The organism is Paenalcaligenes sp. GW821-LYS-B07-1, assembly GCF_058803365.1.
On the sequence record NZ_CM179516.1, the window covers coordinates 2,663,774 to 2,686,354 of the forward strand.

Genomic DNA, 22,581 nt, shown 5'->3' on the forward strand with positions numbered 1-22,581 from the left:
CTGTCATAGAGCTGACAGATAAGTAAAGCATTATGCCACCAGCAAGGCTTGCGCGACACTCCCACGCAGCGATGTGTTTGGTGTACCATACTGTGTATTCATTCAGTGAACTGCTATGGCCATTTATTCAGACTCTCTTCGCAGCGATCCGTCCCCAGCACCCCGTATGGTTGAGGCTACAGCACAGTCTCCCAACGAAGAATCTATAGAGCGCGCACTACGCCCTAAAACACTACATGACTACGTAGGTCAGCAGCGCGTACGCGATCAACTAGAGATCTTTATTACCGCTGCTCGCGGCCGTCACGAAGCTCTGGATCACGTGCTGCTGTTTGGCCCTCCAGGTTTGGGAAAAACCACACTAGCGCACATCGTGGCGCAAGAAATGGGCGTACGCCTGCACCAAACCTCTGGCCCCGTGCTAGAAAAACCCGGTGACTTAGCTGCTTTGCTGACCAATCTGGATAAAAACGATGTGCTGTTCATCGATGAAATCCACCGCCTATCCCCCGTGGTAGAGGAAATCCTCTACCCCGCCATGGAAGACTATCAAATCGACATCATGATTGGCGAAGGCCCGGCCGCCCGCAGCGTCAAAATCGATTTACAGCCCTTCACGTTGGTAGGCGCTACGACACGCGCCGGTATGCTCACCAACCCTCTGCGTGACCGCTTTGGTATTGTCTCCAGACTAGAGTTCTACAACACCGCCGACCTACAGCATATTGTGGAGCGCAGCGCACGCTTATTGAATGTGGAATGTGTGGGCGACGGTGCCCAAGAAATTGCCCGACGTTCTCGCGGCACACCACGTATTGCTAACCGCTTGCTGCGCCGTGTACGCGACTACGCTGATGTCAAAGCCAACGGCACTATCAGCCCACAAACTGCCAACGATGCACTAGCATTGCTAGAGGTTGATCCATTAGGCTTAGACTTAATGGACAGAAAATTACTGGAAGCTATCATTCATCGTTTTGATGGCGGCCCAGTAGGCGTAGACAGCTTGGCTGCGGCTATTGGCGAAGAACGCGACACCATCGAAGACGTGATAGAACCCTATTTGATTCAGCACGGGTTTATGCAACGTACTCCTCGTGGGCGTACCGCTACCCGTATGGCATGGACACACTTGGGGCTTACGCCTAATGCTAATGCAGCCGCTGGCGGTGCGTTATTCGACTGACGACTCAGCAACGCTGGCCACGCAGGCCAGCAAATCGTCACCGTAGGCTTTAAGCTTACGCACGCCCACACCCGAAATACAGCGTAAATCATCTAAATCTTGAGGCTGCTCTATGGCTATCTGTCTCAAGGTCGCATCATTAAAAATAATGTAAGCAGGCACTTCGTGCTCTTTAGCCACCACTGAGCGCCACTCTCGCAAGGCTTGAAAAAAGGGCTGTGCTTCAGGTGGCAACTGCGTGGCGGGTTTACTGCTGCGTGTAGCCTTGGAGGCAATGGTAGCCTCACGCCTAAACATGAGCTTCTGCTCACCCTTAAGCACTGGTCTAGCTTTTTCCGTTAACCCTAGAGTGCCGTAACCTTGCGTGTCTACAGACAGCACATTGAGTGCCAACAGTTGTCGCAACACACCACGCCAACCTTGGTCGTTAATGTCGCTGCCTATACCAAACACACTGAGACTTTGATGGCCATACTCTTTGACTCGCTCAGTTTCTTTGCCGCGCAAAATATCAATCAAGTGTCCTGCACCAAAGCGTTGCCCTCGCTCTCGCCATAAGCGATATACCGCTGACAATAATTTTTGAGCGGCTACCGTGCCGTCCCAGGATTCTGGTGGCTGCATACACGTATCGCAGTTTTGGCAGTTATGTATGGTCTCACCAAAATACGCCAACAACGATTGGCGTCTACAACTCACGGTTTCGCACAAGCCCAGCATGGCATCCAACTGACGCCCTTGTGTACGCCTGTGGCTTTCTTCGGCTTGTGAATCACTAATCATGCGGTGCAACTGCACCACGTCTTGCAACCCATACGCCAGCCATGCCGTAGCCGGCTCACCATCACGGCCTGCACGCCCGGTTTCTTGGTAATAGCCTTCAATAGATTTGGGCAAATCAATGTGCGCCACAAACCGCACATCGGGCTTATTCACGCCCATACCAAAGGCAATGGTCGCCACCATCACCACCCCATCCTCTCGCAGAAAACGGGATTGATTCTGCGCACGTACCGCAGCACTTAGGCCTGCATGGTACGGCAATGCGTTAACACCTTCTCGTACTAGGAACTCGGCCGTATCCTCTACGCGAGCTCGCGATAAGCAATACACAATACCGCTCTCGCCAGGATGCTCGTCTCGAACCAAACTCAATAACTGACGACGCACATCGTTTTTCTCTACGATGCGATAGCAAATATTGGGTCTATCAAAGCTGGACACAAAATGCTCGGCATGATGTAGCGATAAACGCTCAGCAATTTCATGACGAGTTTCGGCGGTGGCGGTGGCTGTCAGTGCGATACGCGGCACATCTGGCCAGCGCTCTGCCAAGTACGACAAGCCCAAATATTCAGGACGAAAATCGTGCCCCCACTGTGACACACAGTGCGCCTCGTCAATGGCAAACAAGGCAATATGACCACGCGCCAGTAAATCTAGGCAACGGTCAGTCAACAAGCGCTCGGGAGCCACATACAACAGATCTAGCTCGCCCGCCAAAAACGCGCGCTCCACCTCGCGGGTTTGCGCCCATTCTTGAGTAGAGTTTAAATAGGCCGCGCGCACCCCTAGCTCAGTCAGGGCATCAACCTGATCTTGCATCAACGCAATAAGGGGGGAAATCACAATGCCTGTACCCGGCCGTATCAAGGCGGGAATTTGATAACACAGCGACTTACCACCACCGGTTGGCATTAATACCAGCGCATCACCGCCAGTTACTACTTGTTCGATAATCGCGCGTTGGTCTCCCCTGAAGGCATCATAGCCAAACACATTTTGCAGGGTTTCCAGAGCGGGATCAGACATGAAAATTTTCAATCAAAACAAGAGATAAGCGTGCCGCAGAATGAGCAACGCTTTTACTTCAGCCCGTAGACTGTACCAGAAAACCCTAGGCGACTCACGATTTGGTGCTATTAAAAACCGCTGTGACTTCTGCTGCATCTAGGGAGCGTTTGATGGCCGTATATTTTTCCAACAACGCCGACTTATAGACTACACCCAATAAGCGGGGCTCGGCCTCTTCGCTTAACACTGGCAAACGCTCACCACTAAAACTCACAAAGTAATCTTGAGCTTCATCCAAACTCATATTGGGCGTTAAGGTTTTCACAAAGTCTGGGCGCAACACATCAGCCAGAGTGAGTTTTTCAGTATCCAAGTGATGCAATAACAAGCGGGTTAAATCTTGTTGAGCCACCACTCCTTGGAACACATTATTCGCATCCACCACGTACACATATTTGACGGGGTAATCCAAGAACATCTGCAACGCTTCGCTAATCTTGGCGTCGTCTTTGAGTACGGTTTCGGCGGGTCGTACCAATTCGTTCAAACGCGTATGCCGCAAAGTACTGCGCAAACGTTCGTTTTGCTCACGCACCAGCACCACGTCATACATGGCAACTTCGGCGAGTAAACGCGCCACAAAGTACGCCACTACCGTCGCAATAATCAGCGGCAACACCAACGCATAGCTAAGCGTCATTTCAAACAGCATCAAAATAGCCATGAGTGGCGCACTGGTTGCAGCACCCAAAAAAGCCCCCATCCCCACCAAGGTAAACAGGTGCAAAGGCATGCTCAAACCCGGCACCACTGACAGCAACAGCTGCCCGCACAAGGTACCAAATGCTGCGCCCACAAATAGTGCTGGAGTAAACACACCGCCAATAGCCCCCGAGCCCACGGTTAAGGCTGTAGCCAGCACTTTGGCAAACAGCATGCCCACCACCATGTACCACGCCCAAGGCTCGTGCAATAAGGCTGTCACCACACTGTAGCCATTACCCGCCACATCAGGGATAGCAATCAACAGTAAGCCTAGTAACACACCACCTACGGCCAAACGCAAAAACAGCGGGATACCCGTACGTTCAAAATAGGCTTTAAATACCGTCATCAGTTTCAGGAAGCCTGGCGCTGCCACCCCTACCAAGATACCCAGTAACACAAACACCCAGATATCCACACCTACCACGCTTTGCACATCAGGCATTTCGTATAAGGGCTGATAAATCCCCAAAATACGCATGGTTAGGTTGGCTACTGCCGCCGCCACCAACAAAGGACCTAGACTTTGTATATTCAACGTACCCAGCACAATCTCGGCCACAAACACCGCACCAGCCAAGGGCGTACCATACGCAGCACTCACACCAGCAGCTCCACCACAGGCCACTAACAAGCGCAGATGCGTCGTGCCCACTTGCAGTAAACGCCCCAATACCGATGCCACTAGCGACGCCAAGTGGATCATGGCCCCTTCTCTACCTATGGAACCACCCGTCGCTACCGTAAACAAGGACGACAACGTGCGTAACAACCCTTGGCGAATAGACAAACGCCCGTCGCCCAAGGTAACCGCTTCCATATAATCATCGGCCATAGCGCTTTTGCGACGCTTTGCTAGCCACAACAAGATACCGGCCACCAACCCGCCAATCGTAGGCAGCAATAAGCGCCACCACCACGGCAAGTCGTGCATCACATCGGAAATTTCTCCGGATTGCCCCGTTAATAAACGTTGCACCAGAAACATGGCTTCATGAAACAGCCAAATAGACAGGGCACCCGCAATACCCATTAACACAGCCCAACCCAGCACCCACAGCATGGTAGATGCTTGCCCCAGCTTTTGTCGTGTAGACATCAACCGGGGGGATGAGCTTGGAGTGTCCTGCACAGCTAACCTCTGAACTCGGGTGGCTCAGGCGGTTTAGAAAGCCCAAACATTCCCTTATAAACCCAAATATTAAAGAGCAACATAATAGGAATGATCAGTACTGCCACCCCTCCTACTATTTGCATCACGGGCAATGAGGCAGCGGCATCCCAGATGGTGATTTCATCCAACACCAAGAATGGGAAAAAGCTAAAGGCTAAACCGGACATCACGGCCACAAACACTATCAGGGTCAGCATAAAAGGCAATGCGGTTGTGCGATAACTACTGTTAATCATGCGCTGCAAACACATCTCTAGCGAGATAAAGCACAGCAGCAAGGCGCCCCATAGCACCAGCACAATCACGCGCTGTAGACCTTCGCTCCATTTCAGCAGCACACCGGGGTTAGCCAACGCTAACACCACCGACGCAGCAATCGCACCAGCGGCAAACCAGCGTACAGTCACACTCCCCCAACGCACGGCTCTGGCTCGTAGCTCACCTGCCTCACGCATAATTAACCAGCTAGCGCCCAGCAACGCATACGCCGCTACGGAACATAGCCCCATAAAAATGCTGAACCAGAAATAGCCTGCGCCGCTATTAAAGCTGACCACCACTTTAGCTAACAGTACGCCGTGCACAAAGGCGGTAATCACTGAGCCCACACCAAAAGCCACTTGCCACTTGGCTTGTAATTCAGCGGGCGCTCGTAAGCGCATTTCAAAACTGACCGAACGCAGCAATACCCCTAAAGCCAATCCACACAACGGCAAGTACAAGCTGCCCATCACGGCTTCCCAGGCATAGGGGAAAGCGCAGAAAAACAGCACCATACCTAAGAACAGCCAGTACTCATTGGCATCACGCCACGGGCTGAGCAAGGACAACATACGTGGGCGTAGTGCTGCAGGCGCTATCAGCGACAAGCTGCCTACGCCTATATCAAAACCATCCAGAATAGTGCCCGCCAGTACGACTACGAAAAACAGTCCTAAGAATACCAGCGGCATCCAGAACACAGGATCAGTAATGGCCAGCCCCATCGCATTGGCTAAGACTTCAATCATGCACGTCCCCTTCTACGAGCCACCGGCACCACACCGTAGCGCACGATATAGCGAACCAGCATGAAAAAACCTACTAAGCAAAAGCCATAGACGACGGCATAGCTCACCAATGAAACCAAGGCTGACTCAAACGGTACGTCGGAAAATACGTCGGTAAACTTGATAGAGCCATTCACCATATACGGCAAGGCACCCGAGAAGTGGTACAGCAAGCCCACGACCAAGAGCAGCCATCCAGCCGCCCCCATGCCAATTAACACTCTACGCCACCCTACGGACAGAGCAGAAGGGTCGTAATGCTGTGGTCGTACGCGCCAGCACGTCAGTACAGACACCACGAGAATCGCCGCACCTAACAGCAAGGCAATTCTAAAACTAAAAAACACTAGTGCCACCGGCGGCAAAATACTTTGCCCTTCCAAGCTCAGATACTCACCGGTTTCAGACAACGGAACCCACATCGCCCCCACGCCACGCCAGCCATAGCTATATAAGTTACCGGCTTCGGGACCTGCTGGATACGCAATAAATGGCCAGAACACATCGGCATTTGCATGCCAGCGCGCTACCGTAGAGAGCGCTTTCAAGGGTTCATATTGCACCACCATTTGCCCATAGCCCCACACCGAGGCTACTAGCAAGACGGTGCTTAGCAACAACACCCACAGCACCAACCTAAAAGCACGACGCTCACTTTCATCGGCTGGTCTACGCAAGCTTTTAGCAGCAGTGACTGCCATCACAAAGCAGCACGAGACCACCATGCTCAACAGCAAAAACACCGCCAATTGCCATACAAAAGCAGGGCCGGTTAAGAGCTCATACCAATCGGTAACCAGATACCCCTTATCTTGCCACTGCACGCCGGTAGGTACCTGCATCCATGACGACAAGGCGATCAGCACACTCACCGTTACGGTACTACCTATAGCCACAATCGCTACCACAATAGTATGCAGCCAATGCGGTAAGGTCCTGTAAGCAAAGAGCATTAAGCCCAAGAAACCACTTTTGAAGACTAAGGTTACGGCCAAAGCCAACGCGATTAATGGCCCAGATACTTCGCTGGTGCGACTGCTAAAACCTGGCCACAAACTGCCTAATTGAATCAGTATGGGCAAGCTGGATGCAAAACCCAGCACCACGGTTAACGCAAATACCCGTACCCAAAAGCGGTAGCTAGCTAGCCAGACTGAATGCAAGCCAGACAAGGTACGTAATCTAAATATCAGCAACAGCCACGCGAGTCCAAGCTCCATTGCAAAGAAGATCGCCATGAAGCTCAGACTGCTAAAAAACTGCAACTGTGATAACCAAAGGGCAGAATGCGTCATAATGTCAGCTAGTTTAGAACGTGTTTATGAATTGTGCTGATGAAAAGCGCATGATGTGAACAGAACATGGCAAAATGGGTGATTCACCCGATTTATTTTCTTTGTATTTTACGTATGACCACTGAATCTACAACGGCTCCTGTTTCGAATTTCCTACGCTCCATTATCGACCAAGATCTGAAGGCTCAGCGTCATGCGTCCAAACGCTGGGGCGGGAAACCAGGCCCTGCTCAGGCACACGCCTCTGCAGACGTAGACCCTGCGCGCATCCGCACTCGCTTCCCCCCCGAACCTAATGGCTATCTGCACATTGGTCACGCCAAAAGCATTTGCCTGAACTTCGGTTTAGCACGCGACTACTTGGGTGCCTGCCATTTGCGTTTTGACGACACCAACCCTGAAAAAGAAGAACAGGAATACGTAGACGCCATTATTGATATGGTGCACTGGTTAGGCTTCGATTGGAATTTCCAAAATGAAACTAACTTGTACTTTGCCAGCGACTATTTCGATGACATGTACGCGTTTGCAGAAGCGCTGATCAAAGCCGGCTTCGCTTACGTTGACGAACAAAGCCCAGAGCAAATGCGTGAAACCCGTGGCACCTTAAAATCGCCCGGCACGAACTCCCCATGGCGTGATCGCCCTGTAGAAGAATCCCTGACATTGCTGCGAGAAATGCGTGATGGCAAGCATCCAGATGGCAGCATGGCGTTGCGCGCCAAAATTGATATGGCATCGCCCAATATCAACATGCGTGACCCAGTTATGTACCGTATTCGTCATGCTGAACACCACCGCACTGGCAACAAATGGTGCATTTACCCTATGTACAGCTGGGCGCATCCAGTAGAAGACGCACTGGAAAAAATTACGCACAGTATCTGTACGCTGGAATTTGAAGACCAACGCCCCTTCTACAACTGGACATTAGAACGCCTGCGCGACTTAAACCTTTTGGCTGACCCGCTACCACAGCAGTACGAGTTTGCACGCTTGTACCTAAGCTACGTGGTCACCAGCAAACGTAAACTACGTCAATTGGTAGTCGAAAACCACGTTAACGGTTGGGACGACCCACGTATGCCTACCTTGGCTGGTTTGCGCCGTCGTGGTTACACACCCGAAGCTATTCGCCTTTTCTGCGAGCGCATTGGTGTGTCCAAAGCCGATTCCCGTATTGATTACAGCATTCTGGAACAAGCACTGCGTGACGATCTGGACCCTAAAGCACCCCGTAGCGTTGCGGTGTTGGATCCTATCAAACTGATCATCACCAACTACCCGGAAGGTCAAAGCGAAGAGTGCACAGCACCTGCTCACCCCAAAGATCCTGAAGCAGGCGTACGCAGCTTCCCCTTGAGCCGCGAACTGTGGATTGAGCGTGACGACTTCCGTATTGAGCCAGAGAAAAAATACTTCCGTCTGTACCCCGGCAACACCGTACGTCTGAAATACGGCTACGTCGTGACATGCACTGGCTACAAACAAGATGACAACGGCAACGTGACTGAAGTGTATGTAGAGTACATGCCTGAAACAAAGAGCGGCACACCGGGTGCAGACTCGGTCAAAGTGAAAGGCAATATCACGTGGATTAGCGTGCCTCACGCCATCCCTGCTCAAGTACGTCTGTACGACCGCCTGTTCAGCGACCCGCATCCTGACACTGGTGACAAAGACTTCTTGGCACTGCTGAACCCTAACTCGCTAACTACAGTAGACGCATGGGTAGAACCTGGCTTGGTAGCTGAACCTGGTGCTCGCTGGCAGTTTGAGCGTTTGGGTTACTTTATGGCGGATCCTATTGAGTCCACGCCAGAAAAACCTGTACTGAACCGTACAGCCACCTTGCGTGATACTTGGGTGTAATAATGTCTGGAACACGTAAAGGTCCTCAGGCGCTAGACTTCAAAAGCGCCACCTTATACACCGTACGACTGGTTCTGCACAGCAGCGACCCAGACGAGCTACTGACAGCATTGACACAGCGCATGCACGACGCAGGTTCATTCTTCGAGAATGAACCTGTAGTGGTGGATGCCAGCCAGTTGGCTGACGACGCCTCACTGGATTGGACAGCCCTATTAGAAGCCCTGAACACCCACAAGCTCAATGCTGTGGGTGTGGTAGCAAAAGGTGCATTGCTGAAAGCCGCGCAAGACGCAGGCTTGCAAGAAGTAGACCTCTCTAATGCACCTACCCGACCAACGGCTAGTCCTAACGTGCCTGAAGCCGAAGTTCCTACGCTATCTACAGCGCAAGAACAAAGTGCAGAACCCGCTGCAGTCACCCCTGCGGTAATCAGCCAAATCGCTCCTGCAGCGATGGTCATCAACCGACAATTACGTTCTGGTCAGCGCATTTACGCGCGTGATACCGATTTAGTAGTGATTGGTGTGGTAGGTCAAGGCGCCGAAGTCATTGCCGATGGTAACATCCACGTGTATGGCCCCTTGCGCGGTAAAGCGATGGCAGGAGCCCGTGGTGACACCAATGCTCGCATCTTCACTACCGAGTTAGACCCGGAACTGATTGCGATTGCAGGTGTGTACCGCGTCGTGGAAGAACCGCTGGAAAAACCAGTACACAAACAACCCGCTGTAATCCAGCTAGAAGGCGAGAATCTGAGTATCCACCCGCTTTCTTAACAGTTGATTACAAATGAAGTCTGTCAAGCAGTTACACTTGCCAGATGCGTCCCGTACGGCCTAGCCGTATAACCGATCAAAAACCTGAGGAATAGCTCTATCATGACGCGAATTGTTGTGGTGACATCCGGTAAAGGTGGTGTAGGTAAAACCACCACTAGCGCCAGTTTTGCTTCTGGCCTTGCCATGCGCGGCCACAAAACCGCAGTAATCGACTTTGACGTAGGCTTGCGTAACCTGGATCTCATCATGGGTTGCGAACGCCGTGTAGTCTACGACTTTGTTAATGTCATCCAGGGTGAAGCCACGCTGCACCAAGCCCTGATTCGCGACAAACAGCTTGAAAACCTGTATATCCTGCCAGCTTCACAAACGCGTGATAAAGATGCGCTGAGCAAGGATACTGTTCGCAAGGTTCTGGATGACCTGAAAGCCATGGACTTTGAGTTCATCGTCTGCGACTCCCCTGCCGGGATTGAAACAGGTGCATTGATGGCCTCTTACTTTGCAGACGATGCATTGGTGGTTACCAACCCTGAAGTATCCTCTGTACGTGACTCTGACCGTATGTTGGGTATTTTGTCTGCCAAATCCCTGCGCGCAGAAACTGCACAAACACCAATTAAAGAGCACCTGCTCATTACACGTTACAGCCCTAAACGCGTACTTGATGGTGAAATGCTTTCCCTTAAAGATGTGGAAGACATTTTGCGTATTAAGTTAATTGGCGTTATTCCAGAATCCGAAGAAGTCTTGCAAGCCTCCAACCAAGGTGTACCCGTGATCCATGATCGCGGCTGCGATGCAGCAGCAGCGTATCAAGACGTGGTTGATCGTTTTCTAGGTGACGAAAAACCCCTGCGTTTTGTTGATTACGAGAAGCCAGGCCTGTTTAAACGCCTTTTCGGAGGAAAGTAATATGTCTTTCCTTTCTTTGCTACTGGGCAAGAAAAAAACGTCTGCCAATGTTGCCAAGGATAGACTGCAGCTAATTTTGATCAACGAGCGGGGCAAAGGTGGCGTTACGCCTGATTACCTTCCCCGCTTGCAAAAAGAGCTGATTGAGGTTATCTCACGGTACGTCAGCATCAACCCTGACGACATCAAGGTCAACCTGGAACGCCAAGACGACCTAGAAGTTCTGGAAGTGAAAATCGAAATGCCACAAGCAGAAAACGACAAGGCTAATTAACTTATAGCCCTCGTTTTCCAGTGGTGTAAGGCATTATCCTTACATTAAAAAGGCCTGAGTCCACACTAGAACTCAGGCCTTTTTGCTATGGTTTTGCCCAGAAAAAAAGCTTGCCTAGAATAGACAAGCTTTTTAGTTTTCACCTGACTATGCATCAGGGAAATGTACTACTGCTTAGTTGGAGTTCTTGCCGATCTGATCACCGATCAAACCACCCAAGGCTGCACCACCAATAGTACCCAATACACCGCCATCCGTAATCACAGCACCAGCTAGACCACCAACCCCAGCGCCGGATACCGCGCCTTTTTGACGGCTAGTCATGCCATCCCAAGCGGTACATCCTGCCACAGATGCTAACAACGTTACTAAAATACCAACTTTAGCAATACGGCTGTGAATTTTCATGACGATACTCCTTAAAACTCTAGTCAGATAGATATAGCTTAACGGACTTCACTGTCAGGAACGTGTACGGATTACGACAAATTGTATGGAGAAGAAACAGCCCACTCCAACATATTTCATTTTACCAGTTTCAACACTGACTTAAAGGCAGGGTTTGCTGGTGTTTCCAACCACTCAAACAAGGCCATTTCCATGGTGACGCTTTCTAAACCATGATACGCCCAACGCTTGCAAGCAGCTTCGTAACTAGATGACAAACGTGAACCTATGCCATCTAACACCAAGATAGGATGGTAGCCCGCCTGATGCAAGCTCAAGCCTGTTTGTAGCACACAAATATGAGCTTCTGCCCCCAACAACAACACTTTGGGTCTATGTGTAGGCAGACTCTCGCGTACCGCAGGTTCACGCAACGCATCAAAATGCGTTTTGGCAATCACCGAATCCACATGAGGCAACAACGACGGATGTGTAGGCCCAATTTTGTCAGGCCAATGCTCGGTAGCCACGACGGTTACCGAGCATAGCTTTGCCCCCTCTATGAAGCGCTGTACTCGCTCCAACAATGCTTCGTGATCCGCAATAGCAGGCAATAACTTCTCCTGCATATCAATCAATAACACACTGCACTGATGTGCTTTCAATAACGCCATAGAGGACTCCTTTAAGGATTATTTCAGGGCTTTGTAACGAATACGTGTAGGTTTGGCAGCTTCCTCACCCAAACGACGACGTTTATCTTCCTCGTACTCTTGGTAGTTACCTGCGAAGAACTCCACATGGGAATCGCCTTCAAACGCCAAGATGTGGGTAGCAATACGGTCCAAGAACCAACGGTCATGGCTGATCACCATCACACAACCGGCGAATTCCAGCAACGCGTCTTCCAACGCACGCAATGTTTCAACGTCCAAATCGTTAGACGGTTCATCCAGCAGTAACACGTTACCGCCAGAGATTAGTGTCTTGGCCAAGTGCAAACGACCACGTTCACCACCGGACAACTCACCTACGATCTTGTTCTGGTCGGAACCACGGAAGTTAAAACGACCTACGTATGCACGGGCAGGCATTTCAAAGCGGCCTACGGTCAGGATGTCGGAGCCTTCCGAGATCGCATCAAATACCGATTTATCGTTAGGCAATGAGTCACGCGACTGATCAACATAAGACAAGTTCACTGTTTGACCAATCTCTACGCTACCGGAATCTGGTTGCTCTTCGCCAGCAATCATGCGGAACAGCGTGGATTTACCCGCACCGTTAGGACCGATAATCCCAACAATCGCGCCTGGTGGCACTTTGAAGCTCAGGTCTTCAATCAGCAAACGATCGCCGAAGGACTTGTTCACGTTTTTGAACTCAATCACTTCGTTACCCAAACGCTCTGCTACAGGGATAAAGATCTCCTGAGTTTCATTACGTTTTTGGTACTCGTGGGATGCCAATTCCTCAAAGCGATTCAAACGAGCTTTGGACTTAGCCTGACGGCCTTTAGGATTCTGGCGCACCCATTCCAACTCTTTCTGAATGGTACGTTGGCGAGCGCTTTCAGACGCTTCCTCTTGTTTCAGACGGTCTTCTTTTTGCTCCAGCCACGAGCTGTAGTTACCTTTCCAAGGAATACCGTGACCACGGTCAAGCTCTAGAATCCACTCAGCCGCGTTATCCAAGAAGTATCGATCGTGCGTTACCGCCACAACAGTACCGGGGAATTTGCTCAGGAACTGCTCTAACCAGTGCACGCTTTCCGCATCCAAGTGGTTAGTAGGTTCGTCTAGCAGCAGCATATCTGGTTTGGACAGCAACAACTGACAGAGCGCAACACGACGTTTCTCACCACCAGATAGGTTGGCAATTTTGGCATCCCATGGTGGCAAACGCAGTGCGTCTGCAGCAATTTCCATTTGGGTAGCGATATCATCACTACCGCTGGTGGCAGCCGCTTCAATAATCGCTTCTAGCTCACCCTGCTCAGCAGCCAATGCATCGAAATCAGCATCGGGCTCGGCGTAGGCAGCGTACACTTCTTCCAAACGCTGTTTAGCAGTAAATACCGCACCCAAACCCGCTTCTACTTCTTCGCGTACGGTGTGTTCTGGGTTCAGCTTAGGTTCCTGCGGCAGGTAGCCAATGTTCAACCCCGGCATGGGGATGGCTTCACCTTCAATTTCTTTATCCACACCTGCCATAATTTTCAGCAAGGTAGACTTACCTGACCCGTTCAGACCCAGCACACCAATTTTGGCACCAGGAAAGAAAGACAGGGAGATATCACGTAGAATCTGACGTTTGGGAGGGACGATCTTGCCCACCCGGTTCATGGTGTATACAAACTGAGCCATAAATACTCGATGCTAAGAAAAAAGGGAAATAGCAAAGCCCCAATTGTAGGCCAGGCACTGCTCATTACGCTAATGTCAGACGTAACAATGCGGGAAAGCCGCAACCACTGACAAGCCAAAGCTGTGCATCTGCTTTAAAATGATTTTTTATTCTTTTACGACATAAACATGACTGACTCCGCTTCCCTGCTGTTCACCGAAGCCGATATAGACCTGCTGGCACGCACTGCAGACGCCTTGAGCGCCTACTTAGGCAAACCAGTACTCGCCGAAGTCATGGATGCTGGTGAAACGGGTTTTGAATGGGTGATATTCGCCATTCCACTGAATGTGGAAGATGACTCCACCGACATGACGGTTGTGCAAATAGGCGGCGCTAACTCACGCTTATTGGGTAGCCAAGGCGGTGTGCAATTGGCCGAAAATGAAACCTACAGTTGTCGTTTCTTGTGGGCTGTGCAGCGTATAGACATGGAAGGCATACGCTACGTGAAACTCGACGACCAAGGTGATGATGTGGGTTGGAGCGAAACGCTGAACGAACTATTGCCTTTCGATCTCAGTATCGACGACGAGCCAGACGATGAAGAAAGCGATGCCCAGATATTCATCCCCGATGCTCCTAACCGCACTCTGCACTAATTAACGTCGCTTATCTCGCATATATAACGCCCATCCTACTGGCCACATGAGTGCTACCAACAGATGGGCGGTTATGCCTTTCAAGGTATAGTAAGGTGGTGTAGCCTGCTGTGTGGCTTTGCAATGCAACCTGAAACGTGTATAGCGCGCTGCCGCTTTGAGAAACTCCACCGGTGCATACCTAAACCACGGCATACAGTTGCTCAAGGTATCTTGTGCGAGCAACCACAACCCCAGTGCATGCTGTTGGCTATTACGCCCTTGGTGAGACAGCGAGTCTGCGCTGTCGTAATACACCCTAAATACCTGATTCACAAAACGGGTCAAAAACCCGGCTCGTGCAATGGCACGCCACACTATGCTTTCAGGCACGAAACCCGATACGAGCTCTGGAAATGGGAACTGCCTCAGCACCGTAGTGCTTAAACAGCCAAATTTTTCGCCCCGCACTTTGTATTGAAAATTCAGGTCTAACGAGGTCACATCTAGGGGGTCTTCCGGGAACTTATCGCCCACGACACTACCATCTGGCCTTTGGCAAAGCCCAACGACAGCCACGTAAAAATGACGTGATTCTGCAGGGATATTCAGCCACTCTTTTTCTAATCGGCTGAGTGCGTCCTCCAGCAGACTATCATCACTATCCAACGCCACGATCAACTCGCCTTGCGCTAAGCGCACCCCAGTATTAAAGGCTGTTTTTTTATGTTGATTAGGTTGCCAGTGATACACAATAGGGAAGTTAGCCTCACTCTGCCAACGCTGTACCAGACTACGCGTGTCGTCAATGGAGCCATCGTCCACCACCACCCACTCAAAGTTTCGTATGGTCTGTGCGCATAGGGAACGGTAAACCCGCTCTAAGGTATGAGCACGGTTGTAAGAGGGGGTCAGTACCGTAAATCGGTATGCCCAACAAGCAGCCGCAGGAGCCATACACCCTCACAAAAGAGAAACATTGAGTGAACACCAACTATACTGCTACAAACAGGCATAAAAAAACCACAACTACGAAAGTAGGTTGTGGTTTTTTTATGCTAAAGCATACTGGGCGGAAATCCGCCTACATTACACTTAGGCGCGTTTTACTTTCTCAAGCATTTTGAACACGCCCTTAGGGGAGCGAATGAACAAACGTTTGAAAGCTTTACCCAGGCAACGACGCTCAAGCGTGTTGCGGCGAGTGCGTTTGATTTCTGCCATGCTGATCTCCGAATTCTATAACCCGGCGACAAATAAAAAGCCGCCTTTAGGGACAATCCGAAATTCTACCGTAAACCGCGCTAAGATACAAAGAACCGCAGTCTAATCCTTGGCTACTTTCCTTCCTAACTGTCGTTTTCTCTGCACCATGAGCTCTCAAATACGTCTGTATGGCGCCCGCCAAAATAACCTAAAAAACCTGGATGTCAGCTTTAATACGGGCGAACTGACAGTACTGACGGGTGTATCTGGCTCAGGAAAAAGCTCGTTAGCCTTTGATACCTTGTATGCCGAAGGCCAGCGCCGCTACGTAGAAACCTTCTCTCCGTACGCGCGACAATTCTTGGATCGCATGGACAAACCGCAGGTAGACCGCATAGAAGGTGTGCTGCCTGCCATTGCGATTGACCAGGTTAACCCTGTGCGTAACTCTCGCAGCTCAGTAGGTACCATGACTGAGCTGAACGACTACCTAAAACTGCTCTATGCACGTTTAGGAAAACTGTACTGCCGCAGTTGTGCCCACGAAGTGAAGCCGGATAGCGCGCAATCCATCGCTGAAGACTTACAGCAACGCTGCGCTGAACATGATCCCCGCTTAGTGATTAGCTTTGCTGTCACTGTGCCCGCTAACTTCACCCAAGAGGAAGTAGAAAACTTCTTGGCGCAGCAAGGCTACACACGCGTTCACAAAGAAAAGCCGGAGGACGCGGTCTCACTACGTACTCTCTATGTAGTACAAGACCGATTCCGCCTAAGCAACGCCGAACCCGCACGATTGATGGAAGCCTTAGACGCTGCCCTCACCCACGGTAACGGACAGGTCAGTATCTTTGCGTCTCAATCCACTGACGGCCCTGAACAAGAATGGCGCTACAACAACCGCCTACACTGCACACGCTGCGATATTGATTACCAAACTCCGCTGCCCAGCACCTTTTCGTTCAACTCGCCGTTAGGGGCCTGCGAACATTGCCGTGGCTTTGGCCGCGTCATGGGCATTGATTATGGTTTGGTCATTCCTGACGAAAACAAAAGCTTGCTGGAAGGGGCTATACGCCCTTGGCAGAGCGCGTCAAACAAGCAATGCCAAGACGACATGCAACGCTATGCGCCTGCTGCCGGCGTACGCTTATCTGCCCCATGGAACACCCTCAGCGAACACGAAAAACATTGGGTAATCTACGGCGCAGACGATTGGAAAGAAAGCCGTAAAGCATGGGAAACCCAATGGTATGGTGTGGCCCGCTTCTTTGATTGGCTAGAAAGCCGTAGTTACCGTATGCACGTACGGGTGATGCTGTCTAAATACCGCAGCTACACCCCCTGCCCACATTGCAAAGGCTCACGCTTAAAACCGGACGCCCTTTTATGGCGCGTAGGTACGGAATCACATGACGCCGACGGCAGCTATCAGCGCTTCATGCCTGTACGCGCATTGTGGAGCCAAGCACAGTTAGACGCCCTACCCGGGCTACACATCCACGACTTGATGCGAATGCCTATAGATCAGGTCAATGAGTACTTCAAACACTTCCAAACCGGCGGTGCTTTTGATGTAGCTACTGCATTACTGCGCGATGAAGTGTGCTCGCGGCTGCAATTCTTGTGTGATGTGGGCTTAGGCTATTTATCTTTAGACAGGCAAAGCCGCACCTTATCCGGTGGTGAAGTTCAACGTATTAACCTGACGACGGCACTGGGTACCTCTTTGGTGAACACCTTATTTGTGTTGGATGAGCCGTCCATCGGTTTGCACCCTCGTGATATGCACCGCATCGTAGAGGTAATGCACCGTCTGCGTAACAACGGCAATACCTTGGTGGTGGTAGAACACGATCCACAAGTCATGGTGGCCGCTGACCGCATTATGGATATAGGCCCTGGCCCCGGTGAACGTGGTGGTCAAATTCTGTTTGATGGTGCGCCTAAAGATCTGCGCAATGCCAACACGCTCACAGGCGATTACCTCAGTGGTAGAAAACGCATACACGCCCCCAACCCTATGCCGGTGCAAGACAATACACCGCGTTTACTGTTGGAAAACGTCAGTGCCCATAACCTGAAAAACATCAACGTCTCCATTCCGTTAGGGCGTTTGGTGTGTGTGACTGGGGTATCCGGTTCAGGCAAATCTACACTTATTCAAGATGTGCTGTACCCCGCCATCCTGAAAAACAAAGGGTTGGCCACCGAAGCTCCTGGCGAGTTTGGCGCGCTGCTAGGGGCAGAACAGATCGCTGAAGTCTTTATGGTGGATCAAAGCCCCATAGGCAAAACAGCGCGTTCTAACCCGGCTAGTTACGTGGGTGCCTTTGACCCCATACGCAAACTCTTTTCCCGTGCACCGCTGGCACTGGAACGCGGCTACACCCCCGGCATGTTCAGCTTCAACAGTGGCGAAGGCCGCTGCCCTACCTGTGGCGGCACCGGTTTTGAACATATAGAGATGCAATTCTTGTCAGACGTGTATTTACGCTGCCCTGACTGTGATGGCAAACGCTTCCGCCCCGAAGTGCTGGAGGTCGAAATTGAGCACTTAGGTAAACGCACCAACATTGCCGATGTCCTAGACATGACCGTGCACGAAGCACTGGCCTTCTTTGCAGGACTGCGCGATGTACAACTGGCCCTGACGCCATTGTGCGACGTGGGCTTGGATTACCTCAAATTAGGGCAACCCGTACCCACCTTATCAGGCGGTGAAGCTCAACGTTTGAAACTGGCTGGTCACTTGGCTGGCGCAGCAAAAAGTCCACTTGCCCAAGCCAGAGTCGCCAAAAAGGGTAACCTATTCCTATTTGATGAGCCCACCACTGGCTTGCACTTTGATGACATTGCCAAACTGATGCTGGCTTTCCGCAAGTTGTTAGCAGCTGGGCATTCATTAGTGGTGATTGAGCACAATCTGGATATGGTGCTAGCAGCCGACTGGGTGATAGACCTGGGCCCCGATGGCGGCTTGTATGGCGGCGAACTGGTCGCCACTGGCACACCAGCTGACCTGATGCTCAGCACCTCGTCCTACACCGGTAAAGCCTTAAAAGAGTACCAAGCCAGCATCGTGGGTGAAGGCGCTATCCCAATGCCGGTAGTCAAAGAGCCTACCGCGTCTTACGAGCTGCAAAATGTGATCAGCATTTTGAACGCCAAAGAGCACAACCTACAGAATATTAACGTCAGCATTCCTCGCGATACCTTTACCGTGATTACCGGTGTATCGGGCTCGGGGAAATCTACCTTGGCCTTCGATATTCTGTTTAATGAAGGTCAGCGCCGCTACTTAGAATCGCTGAATGCGTATGCACGTTCTATTGTGCAGCCTGCTGGTAAGCCCGATGTAGATGCCATCTATGGCATTCCGCCTACCGTGGCTATCGAACAGCGCACCAGCCGTGGGGGACGTAAGTCTACCGTGGCCACGATGACAGAAATCCACCACTTCCTACGCTTGTTGTATGTGAAGCTGGCCACGCAATACTGCCCTACTTGCCATGTACCGGTTGAGCCACAAACGGCAGAGCAAATCGTGGCGCAAATCATGACGCAGCACCGTGGTGAACACATAGGTATTTTGGCGCCGTTGGTTAATGCTAGGAAAGGCTACTACACCGACTTGGCCACATGGGCAGGCAGCAAAGGTTACAGCCATTTGCGTGTGGACGGTGAGTTTATCCCCGTCTCGCCCTGGCCGCGACTGGACCGCTATAAAGAACACAGCATTGATCTGCCTATTGCTGATCTGATCGTAGACCCCAAAGAAGAGCAAGCACTTCGACAAGCGTTGCACACGGCGTTGGATCACGGCAAAGGTAGCGTGATCGTACTGGCCCCTATCAGCCAAGCCACTAGCGGCACCGTAGAAAGCAGACGCGACAGTGGCCTGCAATTGCAACCGAACACACAGCGTTTTTCTACCAAACGCTCTTGCCCATGCTGCGCCACCAGTTTCCCTGAACCTGATCCGCGCATGTTCTCGTATAACTCCAAGCACGGTTGGTGCCCTAGCTGTTTCGGTACTGGCGTACAGCTCAAAGGTTTCACTAGCGAACAAAGCGGTGAAGAAGCCAGCTGGACTACTCAATACGAAGGCGAAGCCCATACCTGCCCAAGCTGCCAAGGTAAACGCCTGAACCCCGTGTCGCTAGCCTTCTCGTGGCGCGACCGCTCTATTGCCGAGCTGGCTGCTCTGCCCGTGGATGAAGCCTGCTCCTTCTTTACCGGCTTGAACACTAAAGGCCGCGAAGAAGATATTGCTCGCGACTTACTGGCTGAAATACGTAGCCGCCTGCACTTTATGGAAGAAGTGGGGCTGGGGTATTTAGCCTTAGACCGTGCCGCCCCCACCCTATCCGGTGGTGAGGCACAGCGTATACGTCTCGCATCGCAACTGGGGTCAAACCTACAAGGGGTGTGCTACGTACTGGATGAGCCCACCATTGGGCTGCACCCACGCGACAACAAGATTTTATTGAACGCCATGCAAAGGCTGGAGTCCAACGGCAATACGTTGGTGGTGGTGGAGCACGATGAAGACACCATACGCCAAGCCAAACACATTATTGATATGGGGCCAGGTGCTGGCTCTCGTGGTGGTAAGGTGGTTGCCGAGGGAACAGTAGAAGAAATCATGCAGAACCCCGACTCCCTGACAGGTCGCTATCTGCGTCAGCCTATTGTTCACCCTATGCAGCCACGTCGCCCCATCGACGACGAGCACCCTATGCTCACCGTAGTAGGCGCACACCTGCATAACCTGCGTAATGTAGAGGCTCAAGTCCCCTTGGAACGTCTAACCGTTGTCACAGGTGTATCAGGCTCCGGAAAATCCACCTTCGCTCGCGAAGTGCTGTTGGATAACCTACTGCGTACACTGCCCAAACGTGAAGATGGGCCATGGCAAGGTTGTGTCAGTATCAAAGGCTGGGAGCCCTTAGACCGTGTGTTAGAAGTAGACCAAACTCCTATTGGTAAAACACCGCGCTCGTGCCCTGCCACCTACATTGGTTTCTGGGACAACATCCGTCGTCTATTAGCCGACACCCGCGATGCCAGAATGCGCGGTTGGAATGCCTCTCGCTTCTCGTTTAATACTGGCGATGGTCGCTGCGCTGCCTGCGGTGGGCAAGGTATGTTGACGCTAGAAATGAGCTTCTTGCCAGACATTAAAGTGCCTTGTGAAAGCTGCCACGGCCAACGCTTCAACGACGATACCCTCAGCATACGCTGGCAAGGTAAAAATGCTGGCGAGATTCTGAAAATGGAAGTGGATGAAGCGGTAGAGTTCTTTGCTACCAGCCCCAAAATTGCCCGCCCATTGAAACTGATGCAAGACGTAGGCTTGGGATATTTAACCTTAGGCCAAGCTTCACCCACCTTATCGGGTGGTGAAGCGCAGCGCGTTAAACTGGTGACCGAACTAAGCAAAGCCCGTTTGGACGAAGGTGTAATCCGCACCGGTAGAGCCAGCCGACTGCCCCACACCTTGTACGTGCTGGACGAGCCTACTGTTGGTCTGTCTATTCCCGATACCGAAAAACTAATTCATGTGCTGCACCGCCTTACCGATGCGGGCAATACTGTCATGGTGATTGAGCACAACTTGGATGTGATTGCCGAAGCCGACTGGATTGTAGACTTAGGCCCTGAAGGAGGCTCTGGCGGTGGTCGTTTAGTCGTACAGGCAGACCCAGACGTTGTTCGTCGCACCAAAACCTCCCATACCGGTATAGCTCTCAACGAATTTTTAACCCCTTGATTCATGTATTGTCGTTTTGAAAACCGCCTGACTCGTCAGGCGTTAGTACTAGAAAACCCGGTTGACCGTGTAGCGGCTCACCATGCAGACGAATTGCCTGCTGTCTTTGAGGCCATTCGTCGCGCTCAGCAAAAAGGGCTGTGGACAAGTTTGCTGCTGGACTATGAGTTGGGTGCTGCCCTGTTGGGCGTCGCTGGACCTACAGCACCTCGCGCTGCCCCTTTGCTCACCGCCCAGTTTTATAGTTCTGCGCAACATACCCAACCATGGGAGTCCGCAGAACACGAACCTACTCTACGCTGCACATTGGCACAGAAAAAAGCCGATTACGTTCGTGCCATAGAACGCATACGCACTGACATTCACAACGGCGAATACTACCAAGCCAATTACACCGTGCCCATTCACGTGCACAGTGATCAAGCCCCCAAACAGGTGTACAGAGCACTGGCGCAGCGTCACCCTACGGCTTATTCGGCATTCATCCAAGACGAAGACCGCCAGATTGCCTCATTTTCTCCGGAGCTATTTGTAGAACGCACAGGCGACTTACTACGCGTACGCCCCATGAAAGGCACTCGCCCACGCTTCTCTGATCCAATTGAAGATCAAGCCTCTGCCCACGCCTTACACCACAGCGAAAAAGACTGTGCGGAAAACGTCATGATTGTGGATTTGCTGCGTAATGACTTAGGAAGATTGGCACGCCCTGGTAGTGTTAAGGTGGAATCGTTACTGAGTGTGGAACAGTACCCCTCAGTGTGGACCATGACGTCCACCATCCAAGCGCTGTGTGATGAGCACGATATTGAGCAACTACTGCTAGCCTTGTTCCCTTGTGGCTCTATTACAGGCGCACCCAAACTGGCTGCAATGACTGCCCTACAAGCGCTAGAACAACGCCAGCGCGGCATTTACTGTGGCAGCATAGGTTGGCTAGCACCCCATGGTGATTTCCGCTTTAACGTGGCAATACGCACGCTGGAATTCCACACTAATCATGAGGCTATTTTTGGTGTAGGCGGAGGCATTGTGCACGATTCCGATCCCGAACTAGAATGGCAAGAACTGCTTTGGAAAGCACGTATTCTGGGCAGCCCTATTCTTACCCAATAAGGA

Annotated in this window: 17 protein-coding genes; 8 read left to right on the forward strand and 9 right to left on the reverse strand. The window is 51.5% G+C overall.

The features are described from left to right. Positions 1–115: 115 nt before the first annotated feature. On the forward strand, positions 116–1,186 hold the full coding sequence (gene ruvB, locus AC3QL0_RS12880) for a Holliday junction branch migration DNA helicase RuvB (protein WP_430220650.1): 1,071 nt from the start codon (positions 116–118) through the stop codon (positions 1,184–1,186). On the opposite strand, the gene recQ is transcribed toward ruvB, so the two are convergent. From recQ to AC3QL0_RS12900, 4 genes are all read right to left on the reverse strand, one after another. Then, positions 1,175–2,998 (reverse strand): DNA helicase RecQ, encoded by a 1,824-nt coding sequence (recQ, locus tag AC3QL0_RS12885; protein ID WP_493008843.1) that lies wholly within the window; start codon positions 2,996–2,998, stop codon positions 1,175–1,177. The two genes, ruvB and recQ, sit on opposite strands and share 12 nt — an antisense overlap. 94 nt (positions 2,999–3,092) lie before the next feature. After that, a complete protein-coding gene (locus AC3QL0_RS12890) occupies positions 3,093–4,844 on the reverse strand; it encodes a ClcB-like voltage-gated chloride channel protein (protein ID WP_493008844.1) in 1,752 nt (583 codons plus the stop codon). Positions 4,845–4,879: 35 nt separating this feature from the next. After that, positions 4,880–5,929 carry a cytochrome d ubiquinol oxidase subunit II gene (locus AC3QL0_RS12895; protein WP_493008845.1) on the reverse strand — a complete coding sequence of 350 codons (1,050 nt, stop codon included), beginning with the start codon at positions 5,927–5,929 and terminating at the stop codon, positions 4,880–4,882. Next, positions 5,926–7,263 (reverse strand): cytochrome ubiquinol oxidase subunit I, encoded by a 1,338-nt coding sequence (locus tag AC3QL0_RS12900; RefSeq protein WP_493008846.1) that lies wholly within the window; start codon positions 7,261–7,263, stop codon positions 5,926–5,928. The genes AC3QL0_RS12895 and AC3QL0_RS12900 overlap by 4 nt, the downstream gene beginning before the upstream one ends. A 114-nt stretch (positions 7,264–7,377) precedes the next feature. Between AC3QL0_RS12900 and AC3QL0_RS12905 the strand changes: the two genes are divergently transcribed. The 4 genes from AC3QL0_RS12905 (at position 7,378) to minE (ending at position 11,106) form a co-directional block, all read left to right on the forward strand. Then, positions 7,378–9,135 (forward strand): glutamine--tRNA ligase/YqeY domain fusion protein, encoded by a 1,758-nt coding sequence (locus AC3QL0_RS12905; RefSeq protein WP_493008847.1) that lies wholly within the window; start codon positions 7,378–7,380, stop codon positions 9,133–9,135. A gap of 2 nt (positions 9,136–9,137) precedes the next feature. Next, positions 9,138–9,914: a septum site-determining protein MinC gene (gene minC, locus AC3QL0_RS12910; protein WP_493008848.1), complete on the forward strand. Its 777-nt coding sequence runs from the start codon at positions 9,138–9,140 to the stop codon at positions 9,912–9,914. 102 nt (positions 9,915–10,016) lie between these two features. Beyond that, positions 10,017–10,832: a septum site-determining protein MinD gene (gene minD, locus AC3QL0_RS12915; protein WP_493008849.1), complete on the forward strand. Its 816-nt coding sequence runs from the start codon at positions 10,017–10,019 to the stop codon at positions 10,830–10,832. A gap of 1 nt (position 10,833) precedes the next feature. Continuing rightward, complete coding sequence (gene minE / locus AC3QL0_RS12920) at positions 10,834–11,106, forward strand: cell division topological specificity factor MinE (protein WP_493008850.1); 273 nt, start codon at positions 10,834–10,836, stop codon at positions 11,104–11,106. A 174-nt stretch (positions 11,107–11,280) separates the two neighbouring features. Here minE and AC3QL0_RS12925 read toward each other — a convergent pair whose 3' ends face one another. From AC3QL0_RS12925 to ettA, 3 genes are all read right to left on the reverse strand, one after another. Further along, positions 11,281–11,514: a YMGG-like glycine zipper-containing protein gene (locus AC3QL0_RS12925; protein ID WP_493008851.1), complete on the reverse strand. Its 234-nt coding sequence runs from the start codon at positions 11,512–11,514 to the stop codon at positions 11,281–11,283. Positions 11,515–11,630: 116 nt separating this feature from the next. Next, positions 11,631–12,167: an isochorismatase family protein gene (locus AC3QL0_RS12930; RefSeq protein WP_493008852.1), complete on the reverse strand. Its 537-nt coding sequence runs from the start codon at positions 12,165–12,167 to the stop codon at positions 11,631–11,633. Between the two features lie 18 nt (positions 12,168–12,185). After that, positions 12,186–13,859: an energy-dependent translational throttle protein EttA gene (ettA, locus tag AC3QL0_RS12935; protein WP_135861572.1), complete on the reverse strand. Its 1,674-nt coding sequence runs from the start codon at positions 13,857–13,859 to the stop codon at positions 12,186–12,188. Between the two features lie 168 nt (positions 13,860–14,027). Here ettA and AC3QL0_RS12940 point away from each other — a divergent pair, with 168 nt between their 5' ends. Then, positions 14,028–14,501, forward strand: a complete 474-nt coding sequence (locus AC3QL0_RS12940) for a hypothetical protein (RefSeq protein ID WP_493008853.1) — start codon at positions 14,028–14,030, stop codon at positions 14,499–14,501. Here AC3QL0_RS12940 and AC3QL0_RS12945 read toward each other — a convergent pair whose 3' ends face one another. After that, positions 14,502–15,437 carry a glycosyltransferase family 2 protein gene (locus tag AC3QL0_RS12945; RefSeq protein WP_493008854.1) on the reverse strand — a complete coding sequence of 312 codons (936 nt, stop codon included), beginning with the start codon at positions 15,435–15,437 and terminating at the stop codon, positions 14,502–14,504. Positions 15,438–15,575: 138 nt separating this feature from the next. Beyond that, complete coding sequence (locus tag AC3QL0_RS12950) at positions 15,576–15,704, reverse strand: hypothetical protein (RefSeq protein ID WP_278249003.1); 129 nt, start codon at positions 15,702–15,704, stop codon at positions 15,576–15,578. Positions 15,705–15,852: 148 nt separating this feature from the next. Here AC3QL0_RS12950 and uvrA point away from each other — a divergent pair, with 148 nt between their 5' ends. Then, complete coding sequence (uvrA, locus tag AC3QL0_RS12955; protein WP_493008855.1) at positions 15,853–21,462, forward strand: excinuclease ABC subunit UvrA; 5,610 nt, start codon at positions 15,853–15,855, stop codon at positions 21,460–21,462. 3 nt (positions 21,463–21,465) lie between these two features. After that, positions 21,466–22,578, forward strand: coding sequence for an aminodeoxychorismate synthase component I (pabB, locus tag AC3QL0_RS12960; RefSeq protein WP_493008856.1), 1,113 nt, complete (start codon positions 21,466–21,468; stop codon positions 22,576–22,578). Positions 22,579–22,581 lie beyond the last annotated feature (3 nt).